We start from the raw sequence: 13,657 nt of genomic DNA, 5'->3' as shown, positions 1-13,657 counted from the left end.
GCCGGGGGATCACCAGTCCGTCGGCTTGTAGTCCTTCAGGAACTGCCCCCAGACGTGCTCGCCCGTGTTCAGGCCGGCGATGATCGGGTCGACGATGCGCGCGGCGCCGTCGACGATGTCCAGAGGTGGGTGGAAGCGTTCCTCGACGACCTTGCGCGCGGCGAGATCGGCCGGATCCTCGTCGGTGACCCAGCCGGTGTCGACGCTGTTCATGTGGATGCCGTCGCCGTGGTAATCGGCCGCGGACGTGCGGGTCATCATGTTGAGCGCGGCCTTGGCCATGTTGGTGTGCGGATGGCGGGTGGTCTTGAAGTTGCGGTAGAACTGGCCCTCGACCGCCGACACGTTGACGATGTGCTTGTCCCGGTTGCCCGTGCGCAGCATCAGCGGCTTCAATCTTGCGTTGATGATGAACGGTGCGATTGCGTTGACCAGCTGCGTCTCCAGCAGTTCCACCGACGGCACTTCGGCCATCAGCAACCGCCATGAGTTGCGCCCGCGCAGGTCCACCTGCTGCAGGTCCTGGTCGAGGCGGCCCTCGGGGAACAAGTGCTTCTGACCGAGCAGTTCCTCTGCCAGCAACGGCACCTGCGACAGTTCGGCGGGGCGGGTGAGGCCCGCGGTTCCGGAAATGCCCTGGCCGATCGCGACCTGCATCGTCGCGGCGTCGGCTTCCGGCAGCCTGCCTTCGGGCAACATGCTGTACCCGCGCAGACCCTCGTAGCTGCCGAGCAGCTTGCGCACGGCGTCCGGTGCGTCGTGCAGCGCCGCGGTTTCGGCCTCCATCATGTGCGCGTAGAACTCGGGCGGGCGGCGCACGGTCTGGCAGGCGTTGTTGATGATGAAGTCCAGCCGCGGCAGCCGCGCCGAGAGTTCGCGGCAGAACGCTTCGACGCTGGGCGTGTGCCGCAGGTCGAGCCCGAAGACCTCGAGGCGATGCCCCCATTGCGCGAAATCCGGCTCTTGCGCATAGCGCGCGGCGGAATCGCGCGGGAAGCGCGTGGTCACGACCAGGTGCGCGCCGGCGCGCAGCAGCTTCAGGCCGGCCTGATAGCCGATCTTGACGCGGCCGCCAGTCAGCAATGCGACGCGGCCGCTGAGGTCGGCCAGCTCGGTGCGCTTGGCGAAGTTGAATTCCGCGCAGGTGGGGCACAGCTGGTCGTAGAAGTGGTGGATCCGGGTGTACTTCTGCTTGCAGACGTAGCAGTGCCGCAGCTCGGGGGAATCCTGGAATTCCGGCGATTCCGGCGTCGCGCCGCGGTCCGGGCCGTCGTGCGCCAGCGCCGGCGCCGCGGAACCGTCGGGCACGAAATAGTTGGGCGTGGTGAACACCGGTTTCCGGCGCAGGGCGCGGATCCCGGTCTGTTCGAGCACGGCTTCGGCGCGGCGGACGTTCTCCGCGTTGCGCTCGCGCTCGCGCGTCTTCAACCGCTGCCGGCGCGCGCGCGGGTCGGGGTGGTAGACCGCGGCCACGGCCTGGTGCAGGCGCCTGCGTTCGTCCGCGGGCAGCGCGTCGAGCAGCGAGTGATCGGCAGCGACGGATTCGAGCAGTTCGAGCGCGGCGCGCAGGCGATCGGGCAGGGAGGGGTCGGGTGTATCCATGGAGACAGGCGGCTTGGTGGGGAAAGGAGGGTAATCGGTATTGGTGTGGCGGGTGTGCGCTTTCCCTCGATGAAAAAGCGAGGCCGGGGGAGGCGTGCGTGAGCTCCCGCATCGGCACGTCGGGCTGCATGCTTCCGGCCCGCTGCCTGATGACGGCGAAAACAACAACGGGCCGCTGGCGGCCCGTTGTCGTGATCCAGATTCCGGAAAGACCGGCAGTGCGGCTTACTTCAACCCGGCCGCCTTGCGCAGTTCCTCGGCCTTGTCGGTCTTCTCCCACGAGAACGCCGTGGCCTTGTGGGTCTTGCCGGCGGCGTCGGTGTAGCTGACTTCCTTCGGCTTGCGGCCGAAGTGGCCGTAGGCGGCGGTGAGCTGGTAGACCGGATGGATCAGGTCGAGCATCTTGACGATGCCGTACGGGCGCAGGTCGAAATGCTTGCGAATCAGCTTCTCGATCTTGTCGTCGCTGATCTTGCCGGTACCGAAGGTGGTGACCGAAATGCTGGTGGGCTCGGCCACGCCGATCGCGTACGAGACCTGCACCTCGCACTTCGCGGCGATGCCGGCGGCGACGATGTTCTTGGCCACGTAGCGCGCGGCGTAGGCGGCCGAGCGATCGACCTTCGACGGATCCTTGCCCGAGAACGCGCCGCCGCCATGGCGGGCCATGCCGCCGTAGGTGTCCACGATGATCTTGCGGCCGGTCAGGCCGCAGTCGCCGACCGGGCCGCCGATCACGAAGATCCCGGTCGGGTTGATGTGGATCTTGTTCTTCGGCAGCTTCTCAAGCATCGCCTTGGGCAGCACCGGCTTGAGGATGTGCTCGTACACGCCCTCGACCAGGTCCTTCTGCTTGATGCCCGGATCGTGCTGGGTCGACAGCACCACGGCGTCGAGGCCGGCCACGTTGTGGTTGGCGTCGTAGCGCAGGGTGACCTGCGACTTCGCATCCGGGCGCAGCCACTTCAGCTTGCCGTTCTTGCGCACCTTGGCCTGCTGCTCGACCAGGCGGTGCGAGTAGTAGATCGGCGCCGGCATGAACTCGGGCGCCTCGTTGCAGGCGTAGCCGAACATCAGGCCCTGGTCGCCAGCGCCCTGTTCCTCCGGCTTCTTCTGCTTCTTCTTCGTGCCGTCGACGCCGGCGGCGATGTCCGGCGACTGCTTGCCGATCAGGTTCAGCACGCCGCAGGTGGCGCCGTCGAAACCGACTTCGGAGGAGTCGTAGCCGATGTCCACGATCACCTTGCGGGTCAGCGCTTCCAGGTCGATCCAGGCCGAGGTGGTGACCTCGCCGGCGACGATCGCCACGCCGGTCTTGACCATGGTTTCGCAGGCCACGCGGGCGCGCTTGTCCTGGCTCAGGATCGCATCCAGCACGGCATCGGAAATCTGGTCGGCAACCTTGTCCGGATGGCCTTCGGAGACCGATTCGGAAGTGAAGAGGTAGCTGGACATCGGCCTTATATCCCTTGATTCGGATGGAAAGATGGGTGCGCATGATACACGGGCGCAGCCGGGCGTGCATTGTGCCGCCGGGCGGGTTGGGCAGGGGTTAAGCGGAGCGCCCGCGCCGGCACCGGGCAGGGGCCGCGGCTGTCACCGTCCTGCCGCAAATCCGCCATCTTCCGGTCGCGTCGGGACGGCAGTCTGCCGCCAACCGGGCCGCCGCAAGCTCCCATGCTCAAACTGGAAGAACGTCTGCAGCAACGCTATCCGGACTGGTTCCGGGGCCGTCGTGGCCGCGTGGCGGTGCCACTGCTGCGCGGGGTGGCGCGCTGGTCGCGCTTCGATGCCATGGATGGTTTCCTCGCGCAGAGCGGGCACCTGCGCGGATTCGACTTCGTCGACGCCGCGCTGCACCACCTGCAGCTGAAGTACGAGGTCGAGGACGACGGTGCGGCCCGCATTCCCGCGAAGGGGCGGCTGCTGATCGTCGCCAACCATCCATCGGGCGCGCTCGACGCGCTGGCGCTGCTGGACCTGGTGGGCAAGGTACGGCGCGACGTGCGCATCGTCGCCAACGACGTGCTGTCGCTGGTCGAACCGCTGTCGGACCTGCTGCTGCCGTTGCGGATCCTCGGCGGCAATGCCGGCGCCGACAGCCTGCGCGCGATCGAGCGCGCGCTGGAGAACGAGGAGTGCGTGATCGTGTTCCCGGCCGGCGAAGTCTCGCGGCTCGGCCCGCGCGGCGTGCGCGACTCGCGCTGGCGGCGTGGTTTCCTGCGCTTCGCCCGCAGGACCGGGGCGCCGATCCTGCCGATCCGCATCGCTGCGCGCAATTCGTCGCTGTTCTACGGCGTGTCGGCGCTGTGCCGGCCGGCGTCGACTGCGCTGCTGGCGCGGGAGATGTATGCGCGCAGTCGCCGCCCGCTGAAGTTGCGCGTCGGCCAGCCGCTGGACCTGGTGGACGCCGGCGACGACGCCACCGCGCTGCGCGATGTGCGGCGGGCGCTGTACGCGCTGGGCAGGCGCCGCGGCGCTGCCCTGGCCGGACCCGAACCGCTGGCGCCGGCCGTCGATCCCAAGGCGCTGTGGATGGCGGTCGAGGCAACCGAACTGCTGGGCGAGACCAGCGACGGCAAGCAGATCCGGCTGGCGCAGTGCGCGGCGGATTCGCTGCTGCTGCAGGAAATCGGACGATTGCGCGAACTGACGTTCCGGCAGGTGGGCGAGGGCACCGGCCGCTGCCGGGATATCGACGGATACGACGCCCATTACCAGCACATCCTGGTCTGGGATGCCGGCGCGATGCGCATCGCCGGCGCCTATCGGGTTGCCCGCGGTGCGCAGGTGCTGGCGCGGGCGGGGCTCGCCGGGTTCTACACCGCCTCGCTGTTCCGCTACGCCGACGACGCCATCCCGCGCCTGGCCGAAGGCATGGAACTGGGGCGCAGCTTCGTCGTGCCCGAGTACTGGGGCAGCCGCAGCCTCGACTACCTGTGGCAGGGCATCGGTGCCTTACCTGCGGCGCTTCCCGCGCGTGCGCTACCTGTTCGGCGCGGTGTCGATCAGCGCAGCGCTGCCGCAGGCGGCGCGGGAGCAGCTGGTCGCCTATTACCAGCGCTACTACGGCAGCGACGAACCGCTGGCCGCATCGACGCGGCCGTTCCGCTACTTCGCCGCGCCGCCCTCGTTCGACGGGCTGGACGCCGCCACCGCCTTCGACGTGCTGAAGGCCAACCTGTCGGCGCTCGGCGCCACGGTGCCGACGCTGTACAAGCAGTACACCGACCTGTGCGAGCCGGGCGGCGCGCGCTTCCTCGCGTTCGGGGTCGATCCGGCTTTCAGCGATTCCATCGACGGCCTGATCGAGGTCGACCTGCATCGCATCCGCCCGAAGAAGCGCCGGCGCTATCTGCAGCCGGCGGGCGACGTGCCGGCATGAGCCCGGCCACCGCCACCGGCCGGCGTCGGCGCGCGGTGTTCATCTCCGACGTGCACCTCGGCGCCCGCCACTGCCATGCGGCGGAGCTGGCGGATTTCCTCGCCGGACTGCGGTGCGACAGGCTCTACCTGGTCGGCGACATCGTCGACCTGTGGTGGCTGGCGCAACGCCGCGCGACCTGGGGGCAGGCGCACAACCGCGTGGTCGAGGCGCTGCATGCGCTGCGTCGCACCGGCACCGAGATCATCTACATCCCCGGCAACCACGACCGCCCGATCCGGCGCTGCTGCGGCCTTGCACTGCCGGCGATGCAGGTGCGCCGGCGCTGCGTGCACACCACCGCCGACGGTCGTCGGCTGCTGGTCGTGCACGGTGACGACTACGATGCGGTGACCCATTTCGGCGGCCTGCAGGAACGCTTCGGCGACTGGCTGTACTACCGGATCCTGACCGGCAACCAGTGGCTGAACCGGATCCGCCGCCGCTTCGGCCTGCGCTACTGGTCGCTGTCGGAATTCCTCAAGAGCAAGAGCACGGCGGCCGAGCGCTACATCGAACGCTTCGTGCAGGCCGGTCTCGACGACGTGCGCCGGCGCGGGCTCGACGGCATCGTCTGCGGCCACATCCATCGCGCCGGCCTGGTGCAGCGCGATGGCCTGGTCTACGCAAACGATGGCGACTGGGTGGAAAGCCTGACCGCGCTGGCCGAGGACATGGACGGCACCCTGCGGCTGCTGTCGCACCGCGGAGAAACACTGGCCGAACTGCCGCCGCGCCTGCGCCTGGTGCATGAAGAAGCCTATCCGCGCGCCGCGTAGATCGTTATGGGAGCGGCCATGACCGCTCCCACATGCCCCCTTGATGCGCCATCCGCGCTGTTAGCATCCGCGCATGGATTCACTGACCCAGATCGTCCTGGGCGGCGCGCTGGCCGCCGCGATCGCGCCGCCGCGTCATCGTCGCGCGGCCCTGCTGGCCGGCGCCGCGCTGGGCACGCTGCCCGACCTGGATTCGCTGCCCATCGCGCTGCTGACCGACGACCCGGTCGCACTGATGGTCCTGCATCGCAGCGCAAGCCACTCGCTGTTCGTGCTTCCGCTGCTGGGCTGGCTGATCTGGGCCTTCTTCCGTCGCCGCGGCGGTCGCGTGGCGGAGTCGCCGAAGCGCTGGTTCTGGGCGATCCAGCTGGTGCTGCTGACCCATCCGCTGCTCGACGCGCTCACCGTCTACGGCACCCAGCTGCTGTGGCCGCTGCCGCTGCCGCCGGTGATGTGGTCCAGCGTGTTCATCATCGACCCGCTGTACACGATCTGGCTGCTGGCGGCCTGCATCGCCGCGTTCTTCCTGCGCGAGCGGATAGCCGCACAACGTTTGCTGGTGGCGGGCCTGGTACTGGGCACGGCCTATCTCGGCTGGTCGCTGGGGGCCAAGGCCATGGTCGAGCGCGACGCCGACCGCGCATTGGCCGCCATGGGACTTGCCGACGCGCCGCGGTTCTCGGTGCCGACGCCGCTCAATACCCTGCTGTGGCGGGTGGTGGCGATGACGCCGGACGGCTACGTGGAAGGCTTCCGCTCGCTGGCGGCGGATACCGGGCCCATGGTCTTCCAGGGCCATCGCTCGAACACCCAGGCGCTGGCCCGGGCACGCGACATCCCCGCCGTGCGCGAGCTGGCCTGGTTCAACCACGGCTTCATGCGCGCGCAGGTGGTCGACGACGAGCTGGTGCTCAGCGACCTGCGGATGGGGAGCGACCCGGACTACTTCTTCAGCTACGCGGTGGCGCACCGCGAAGGCGACGGCTGGCAGGCGCTCGCGCCGCCGCACAAGCTCGACCCGCGCCGCGACTTCGGCCCGGTGTGGCGCGCGACCTGGTATCGCATCTGGCACGAGCCGTAGAGCCTGCCCTGGCTTGACCGGGGTCGGGATTGCATCCCCGACGCCCGGGAGACCAAGGCTGCATTTGCGGGAGAGGCTTCAGTCGCGAGCGTTTTCGGAACGCGGGCCAGAAAAGCAAAAGCTCGCGGCTGAAGCCGCCCCCAGAGGGATCATCCCGAGAAGTAATACCGGGTGACGTGGAAGAAGATCGGCGCGGCGAAAACCACCGAATCCATCCGGTCCATCATCCCGCCATGGCCTTCGATCATGTGGCCCCAGTCCTTGGCGCCGAGGCTGCGCTTGACCGCCGACAGCGCCAGCCCCCCGAACACCCCGCAGACCACGATCAGCGCCGACATCAGCGCCGACTGCAGCGGCGTGAACGGGGTGATCCACCACAGCGCAGTACCGATCGCGACCGCGGCCAGGCCACCGCCGATCAGGCCTTCGACTGTCTTCGACGGGCTGACGGTGGGTGCCAGCTTCCGTTTCCCGAACAGCTTGCCGAACACGTACTGCATCACGTCGCTGATCTGCACCACCAGCATCAGGTACAGCAGAAGCAGCGGTCCCTGGCCTTCGTAGCCGCGCAGGTCGAGGATCAGCAGCGCCGGCGCGTGGCTGATGCAGTAGATCGCGATCATCACGCCCCACTGGATCTTGGTCGTGCGCTCGAGGAACTGCTCCGTGTCGCCACCGAACACCGCCAGCGCGGGCAGTGCGAGAAAGGCGTAGACCGGAAGGAAGATCGAGAACATGCCGTACCAGTCGATCCCGATCAGCCAGTACTGCACCGGGATCAGCACGTAGAACGCCACCACCAGCGGCAGGTGGTCGCCGGGCCGGGTCGGGGTGAGGGTGATGAACTCGCGCAGCGCGAAGAACGAGATGAAGGCGAACACCACCAGGTTCGCCACCGGGCCGAGCCAGAAGCACACCGCCAGCACCGCGACCATGCCCCACCACGCGCGCACGCGGGCGTTGAGGTTGCGGATAACTTCGGTCGGGCCGGTGCGTCGCTGCAGCGTCCAGCCGACAAGCGAGGCCAGCGCCAGCAGGGCGATGATGCCGCCAAAGACCCAGAGCAGTTTCTGTTGTGCGTTCATGCCAGTGCCACCACCGCGTCGCGCGCGCGTTCGAGGAAGACTTCGCGCGCTTCGCCATCGATGCGCGAGATCGCCTCGCCGAAGCGCACGGTGCAGTACAGCGGCAACGGGATGTGCGCGCCCTTGGGCATGCTGCGGTGCAGGGTGTCGAGGTAGGCCGGCACCAGCTGCAGCGCCGGAAAGGCTTCGGCGAGGCGGAACAGGCCGCCGCGGAAACGCTGCGGCAGGCGTTCGGCGGTGCGCGTGCCCTCGGGGAACAGGATCAGCGAATCGCCGCGATGCAGCGCCTCGATCACCGGTTCGAGCGGGTCGCCATCGCGTTCCTCGCGGCGGCGCTCGATCAGCACCGCGTGCAGCACCTTGCCGGCTACGTATCCGCGCAGGCCCGGCTTGTCCCAGTAGTCGCGCGCAGCCACCGGCCGGGTGTGCGCGCGCTGCGCCGGCGACAGCGCGGACCAGATCGCCATCGTGTCGAGGTGGCTGCTGTGGTTGGCGAAGTAGAGGCACTGCCCGGCTGGCGGCGCCGCGCGCCACTGCGCGCGTGCGCCCACCAGCAGCCGGGTGGTGCCGACCAGCGCCGCCGCGGCGGCGCGTTCGATCACGCTGCCTCCTGCAGGCGCTGCGCGATCACGCGCAGCCGCGTCCAGCAGGTCAGGGCCGAGCCGGCCGCGATCACCACCACCGCCACGCGCAGCGTGTAACCGGTGCCAGCGAACCGGGTCTCCAGCGGCGCCAGCACGCAGGCCGCGACCATCAGCCACATCCGGTGCGGCTTGGCCATCGGCCCGCGGAAATCCTGCGAGCCCAGCACGGTGCCGCCGAGGGTGCGGATATAGGCGGTCAACGCCGCCAGCAGCGCCGCCAGCCAGCCGCACCAGGGCAGCCCGGCTGCATAGCCCAGCGCGACCAGGAACAGGCTGTCGGCGATGCGGTCCGGCACCTCGTTGTAGAGCACGCCGGTCGGCGTCTTGCGACCATGCTCCACCGCAACCAGCCCGTCGAACAGGTTGCACAGCAGTCGCAGCACGATCGCGAGTGCGCACAGCCAGGCACCCCAGGGCGCATCGATCTCGAGCAGCGCGGCGGCGCCGAGCGCGGCGAACACGATGCTCGCCAGCGAGATCCCGTTCGGCGACACGCCGGTGCGCGCCAGCCAGGCGCTGAAGCGCTGCACCAGCGAATTGCTGCGCGCGGCGATCGGGCGCCGGTTGCCGGGCTTCGGTGCGGTTGGATCCGGATCCATCATGGCGGTGCTTCCTGCGAATGGCCTGTGGACTTTATCCGAGAACCGGCAGCCTGCGAATCTCCCCGCCAGCGGTCAAGCCGCCCGCTCAGTACACCGTCGCCCGCGCCTGCACGAACGAATAGAAGAACACCGCGTTCGGATCGTTCTGCACCTGGCGCATCTCGTCGCGCACGCCATCGACGACCTCGGGCGTGACCTTGCCGGCCGCGACCAGCTGCTCGGCGGCCGACAGCAGCAGCTCCTCCCAGAACGCGATCATGGTCTTGCGCCGTGCCGGCTCGCGGTTGTCGAAGTGGAAGGTCTTGATCTCGGTGGACACGTCGCGGAAGCCGCCGGCCAGCAGCAGGTTGCCGAGCTTGGCGCCGACGAACGGATCGCCGCCGCTTTCGATCTGGAAATCGTTGAACGCCATCCAGTAGCGCCAGACGTTCGGCGAATATGGATCGAGCAGGAACGAGGCGTTCATCACCTCGGTGATGTACACCGGCGCACCCGGCATCAGCACGCGGCGCACCTCGCTGAGCACCCGCGCCGGTGTCGGCACGTGTTCCAGCACCCAGCACAGGAAGGCGGCGTCGAAGCTGCGCGGCTCGAACGGCAGGTCGGTGGCGTCGGCCTGCTGCAGGGCGTAGCGGCCATCGAACCAGGGCATCGCGCCGAGGTTGCGGCGCGCGGCTTCCACCTGCTGGCCGTTGAGGTCGACGCAGGTGACGTGCAGGTCCGGGAACCGTCGCAGCAGGATCTCGGTCTGCGCGCCGACGCCGCTGCCGACTTCCAGCAGCCTGCGCGCGTCGGCGTAGTCGACGTTGCGGAAGACCGTCGATTCCGCCAGCCGCGCCTGCTTCATCAGCCGGACCTGCTCGGTGGCGGAGAAGCCGTGCAGGTAGGGGAATTCGGTGGCGGTGCAGGTGTCACTCATGGCGTCGTTCCCGTGAAGTGCCGGCAGCATCATGGCTGTTATCCCGAGCGTAGCGGGGGCGTTTGTCCCCGGCGTGAAAACTGCGGAATCAGGTTCCTCGCTGCGCCCGGAATGACGATGGGATCGCTTGCGGGCTTCGCGGTTCAGGCTGCCTGCGACAGCGGTTCTCCGGCAATCAGTGCATCGAAGTAATCGCGCGTCAGCGCCACCTGCATCGCCGCGCTCTCGGCGCGGTTGACCACGGCGCGGAACGGCCCGTTCTCCGGCCGGTCCTTCGCGTACCAGCCCAGGTGCTTGCGCGCGATGCGCACGCCGGCCGGCTCGCCATAGAAATCATGCAGCGCATCCAAGTGGCCGAGCAGGATGTCGCGGATCCCGGCCAGCGACGGCGGTGGCAGCAATTCGCCGGTGGCCAGGTAGTGCGCGATCTCGCCGAAGATCCACGGCCGGCCCTGCGCCGCGCGCCCGACCATCACCGCATCGGCGCCGGTATGGCGCAGCACGAACGCGGCGCGCTGCGGCGAATCGATGTCGCCGTTGGCGATCACCGGAATCGACAGCTGCGACTTGATCCCGGCGATGGTGTCGTACTCGGCCAGGCCGGTGTACTGCTGGTCGCGGGTGCGGCCGTGCACCGCGAGCGCGGCGATGCCGCAATCCTGCGCGATGCGCGCGATGGCGGGGGCGTTGCGGTGCGTGGCATCCCAGCCGGTGCGGATCTTCAGCGTCACCGGCACGTCGACGACCCGGACCACCGCCGTGCAGATCCGCGCGACCAGGTCCTCGTCGCGCATCAGCGCCGATCCGGCCCAGGCGTTGCAGACCTTCTTCGCCGGGCAGCCCATGTTGATGTCAATGACCTGCGCGCCGTGGTCGACGTTGTAGCGCGCCGCTTCGGCCATGATCTCCGGCACGGTGCCCGCGATCTGCACGCCGACCGGCGCCGGTTCGTCGACATGGTCCATCCGCCGCAGCGACTTCTCGGTACGCCAGAAGCGCGGGTCGCTGGTGGTCATCTCCGACATCGCCAGTCCCGCCCCCAGCCGCTTGCACAGCAGCCGGAACGGCTTGTCGGTGACCCCCGCCATCGGGGCGAGGATCACGTTCGGGGCGATGTCATGGGGACCGATGCGCATGCGCGCATTGTACCGGTGGCCTGCCGCGGCACCCGTAGGTCGGGGCTACGCCGCCGATCTACGCGAAGCGGGTGACGATGTCGCCCCGGTGTGGCATCGCCAGCGCCGCGCCTTCGCGTTCGGTCGACAGCGCTGCATAACGCGAGGCGAACTGCAGGTGCAAGGCGAACGCGTCGTCCGGCGCCATCGCCAGCGATGCCGCCAGTGCGCCGTTGAAGGCATCGCCCGCGCCGGTGGTGTCGATCGCATGCACCTGCTCGGCGGCCAGGCGGTAGAAGGGTTTGTCGTCGCCGCGCAGCGCGCCCTCGGCGTGCGACACGAAACAGCCGCTCGCGCCGAGGGTCACGACAACCGTTCCCGCGGGCAGGAGCTCGCGGCACAGCGCATGCAGGCGGGCCTCGTCGAGCGTGGCGATGGCGTCGCCGTCGATGCGCTCGCCGACGTGGCGCGCGACCATGCCGGCGAACTCGGTTTCGTTGGGGGTGATGATGTCGGCCAGCGCCAGCAGTTCGCATGTGGTCAGGGCGTTGGCCGGCGCGGGATTGAGCATGGCGATGGCGCCGTGCGCGCGCGCGGCCCGCAAGGCCGCGGCGATGGCCTCGGTCGGGGATTCGAGCTGCGCGAGCACGACGCCGGCACTGCCGAAGGCGTCCGCCTGGCCGTCGACATGAGCCGTCGACAGCGCGCCGTTGGCGCCGGGGCCGATCACGATGCTGTTGCGGCCCTCGGCGTCGACGTAGATGCCGGCGGTGCCGGTGGGTTCGTCGCTGCGCAGCGCGCGCAGGTCGATGCGGTCGGCGGCGGCGAGCGAACGCGCCAGCTCTCCCCCGGGATCGTCGCCGAGCGCGCAGACGAAACCCGTGGGCGCACCGGCGCGGGCGCTGGCGATGGCCTGGTTGAAGCCCTTGCCGCCGGGCCCGGTGCTGTAGCGGCCGCTGAGCGTTTCGCCCGGGCGCGGCAGCGTGGCCGTCGCCCAGACGTGGTCGACGTTGAACGAGCCGACGACGACGACGCGACTCATCGGCGGGCTCCCTGCCACGCCACGCTCAGGGCACCAGGTCGCCTTCCGGCGCCCGGATCCGGCGCGCGGCGTCCGGATCGTGCTTGTGCTTGAACAGCGGCACGAACACCACCGCCATCACCAGCGCATACAGCGCGAACGTCACCCAGATGCCGTGCCAGTCCTTGCTGCCGTCGGCGGCGGTGAAGAAGTGCTCGATCAGGAAACCCGAGGCCAGGCTGCCGAACACCGCGCCGACGCCGTTGGTCATCACCATGAACAGCCCCTGCGCGCTGGCGCGGATGCGCGAGTCGCTCTGCTGCTCGACGAACAGCGAGCCGGAGATGTTGAAGAAGTCGAACGCCATGCCGTAGACGATGCACGACAGCACGATCATCCACAGCCGGTCGCCGGGATCGCCATAGGCGAACAGGCCGAAGCGCAGGAACCACGCCAGCATGCTCATCGTCATCACCGCCTTGATCCCGAAGCGGCGCAGGAAGAACGGGATGGTGAGGATGAACAGGGTTTCGGAGATCTGCGAGATCGACATGATGATCGCGGGGTACTTCACCGCGATCGCGTCCTTGAACGCGGGCACGTTGGCGAAGTCGTGCAGGAAGGTGTCGCCGTAGGCATTCGTCAGCTGCAGCGCCGCGCCCAGCAGCATCGCGAAGACGAAGAACACCGCCATGTTGCGGTCCTTGAACAGGCGGAATGAGGTCAGCCCGAGCACATCGACCAGCGCGCGGCTTTTGCTGTGACCCATCTGCGGCGGCGCCGGCGGCAGGGTGAAGGCATACAGGCCCAGCACCAGCGCCGCGGCCGAGGCCACGTAGAACTGCCCGGACGAGGTCTCCAGGCGCAGCAGGCTGGTAGTCCACAGCGCGGCGATGAAGCCGATCGTGCCCCAGACCCGGATCGGCGGGTAATCGCGCACCACATCCATGCCATCGCGCTTGAGCGCGTTGTAGGCCACCGTGATCGCCAGCGCGATCGTCGGCATGTAACACATCATGGTCAGCATCATGACCGCGATCATGACGATCGGATCGTCGACCATCGGAACGCAGAACAACATCACCGCGCCGCAGATGTGCAGTGCCCCGTAAAGCTTTTCAGCGTTGATCCACTTGTCCGCCACGACGCCCATCAGCGCCGGCATGAACAAGGAGGCGAAGCCCATGGTCGAGAACACCAGTCCGAAGTTGGTCCCCGACCACTGCTTGTTCTGGAACCAGTACGCGCCGATGGTCAGCAGCCACGCCCCCCAGACGAAGAACTGGAGGAAGTTCATCACGATCAGACGCAGCTTCAGGCTCACCCGGCATTCTCCCCGTTTGCGCAGGCCGCACCGTGCGGCAATCGCTGCGGCAGGGTAAGGG

General features: G+C 68.7%; 10 protein-coding genes and 2 pseudogenes. 3 read left to right on the top strand and 9 right to left on the bottom strand.

Annotated features, from left to right (window positions below; genetic code table 11):
* Window positions 1–9: 9 nt before the first annotated feature.
* Window positions 10–1,218: pseudogene (locus ACTJIL_RS10000) on the bottom strand (SDR family NAD(P)-dependent oxidoreductase); the annotation flags it as partial.
* A 609-nt stretch (window positions 1,219–1,827) separates the two neighbouring features.
* Window positions 1,828–3,057: a methionine adenosyltransferase gene (gene metK / locus ACTJIL_RS09995; protein ID WP_440755366.1), complete on the bottom strand. Its 1,230-nt coding sequence runs from the start codon at window positions 3,055–3,057 to the stop codon at window positions 1,828–1,830.
* Window positions 3,058–3,279: 222 nt separating this feature from the next.
* Between metK and ACTJIL_RS09990 the strand changes: the two are divergent.
* The 3 genes and pseudogenes from ACTJIL_RS09990 to ACTJIL_RS09980 all read left to right on the top strand — a co-directional run bounded on the left by ACTJIL_RS09990 (window position 3,280) and on the right by ACTJIL_RS09980 (window position 6,886).
* Window positions 3,280–4,987: pseudogene (locus ACTJIL_RS09990) on the top strand (lysophospholipid acyltransferase family protein).
* The gene (locus ACTJIL_RS09985) at window positions 4,984–5,805 is read left to right on the top strand and encodes a UDP-2,3-diacylglucosamine diphosphatase (protein ID WP_440755365.1); all 822 of its coding nucleotides are present in this window, start codon (window positions 4,984–4,986) and stop codon (window positions 5,803–5,805) included. The pseudogene ACTJIL_RS09990 and the gene ACTJIL_RS09985 overlap by 4 nt, the downstream one beginning before the upstream one ends.
* 73 nt (window positions 5,806–5,878) lie before the next feature.
* Window positions 5,879–6,886: a metal-dependent hydrolase gene (locus tag ACTJIL_RS09980; protein ID WP_440755364.1), complete on the top strand. Its 1,008-nt coding sequence runs from the start codon at window positions 5,879–5,881 to the stop codon at window positions 6,884–6,886.
* Window positions 6,887–7,035: 149 nt separating this feature from the next.
* Here the strand turns inward: ACTJIL_RS09980 and ACTJIL_RS09975 are convergent, their stop codons facing one another.
* The 7 genes from ACTJIL_RS09975 to ACTJIL_RS09945 all read right to left on the bottom strand — a co-directional run bounded on the left by ACTJIL_RS09975 (window position 7,036) and on the right by ACTJIL_RS09945 (window position 13,596).
* A complete protein-coding gene (locus tag ACTJIL_RS09975) occupies window positions 7,036–7,971 on the bottom strand; it encodes a phosphatidate cytidylyltransferase (RefSeq protein WP_440755363.1) in 936 nt (311 codons plus the stop codon).
* Entirely contained in the window at window positions 7,968–8,573 is a 606-nt protein-coding gene (locus ACTJIL_RS09970) for a lysophospholipid acyltransferase family protein (RefSeq protein ID WP_440755362.1), read from the bottom strand. Before ACTJIL_RS09970 ends, ACTJIL_RS09975 begins: the two co-directional genes overlap by 4 nt.
* Window positions 8,570–9,214: a CDP-alcohol phosphatidyltransferase family protein gene (locus tag ACTJIL_RS09965; protein ID WP_440755361.1), complete on the bottom strand. Its 645-nt coding sequence runs from the start codon at window positions 9,212–9,214 to the stop codon at window positions 8,570–8,572. The genes ACTJIL_RS09970 and ACTJIL_RS09965 overlap by 4 nt, the downstream gene beginning before the upstream one ends.
* 88 nt (window positions 9,215–9,302) lie before the next feature.
* Window positions 9,303–10,136 (bottom strand): class I SAM-dependent methyltransferase, encoded by an 834-nt coding sequence (locus ACTJIL_RS09960; protein ID WP_440755360.1) that lies wholly within the window; start codon window positions 10,134–10,136, stop codon window positions 9,303–9,305.
* Window positions 10,137–10,279: 143 nt separating this feature from the next.
* A complete protein-coding gene (dusB, locus tag ACTJIL_RS09955) occupies window positions 10,280–11,272 on the bottom strand; it encodes a tRNA dihydrouridine synthase DusB (RefSeq protein WP_440755359.1) in 993 nt (330 codons plus the stop codon).
* Between the two features lie 58 nt (window positions 11,273–11,330).
* On the bottom strand, window positions 11,331–12,293 hold the full coding sequence (locus ACTJIL_RS09950; protein ID WP_440755358.1) for a ribokinase: 963 nt from the start codon (window positions 12,291–12,293) through the stop codon (window positions 11,331–11,333).
* A 25-nt stretch (window positions 12,294–12,318) separates the two neighbouring features.
* Window positions 12,319–13,596 carry a nucleoside permease gene (locus ACTJIL_RS09945; RefSeq protein ID WP_440755357.1) on the bottom strand — a complete coding sequence of 426 codons (1,278 nt, stop codon included), beginning with the start codon at window positions 13,594–13,596 and terminating at the stop codon, window positions 12,319–12,321.
* Between the last annotated feature and the right edge of the window lie 61 nt (window positions 13,597–13,657).

The sequence above is a fragment of the Luteimonas sp. 22616 genome, from assembly GCF_052044325.1.
GTDB lineage: Bacteria > Pseudomonadota > Gammaproteobacteria > Xanthomonadales > Xanthomonadaceae > Luteimonas.
This window is presented reverse-complemented; position numbering and strand designations above follow the sequence as displayed.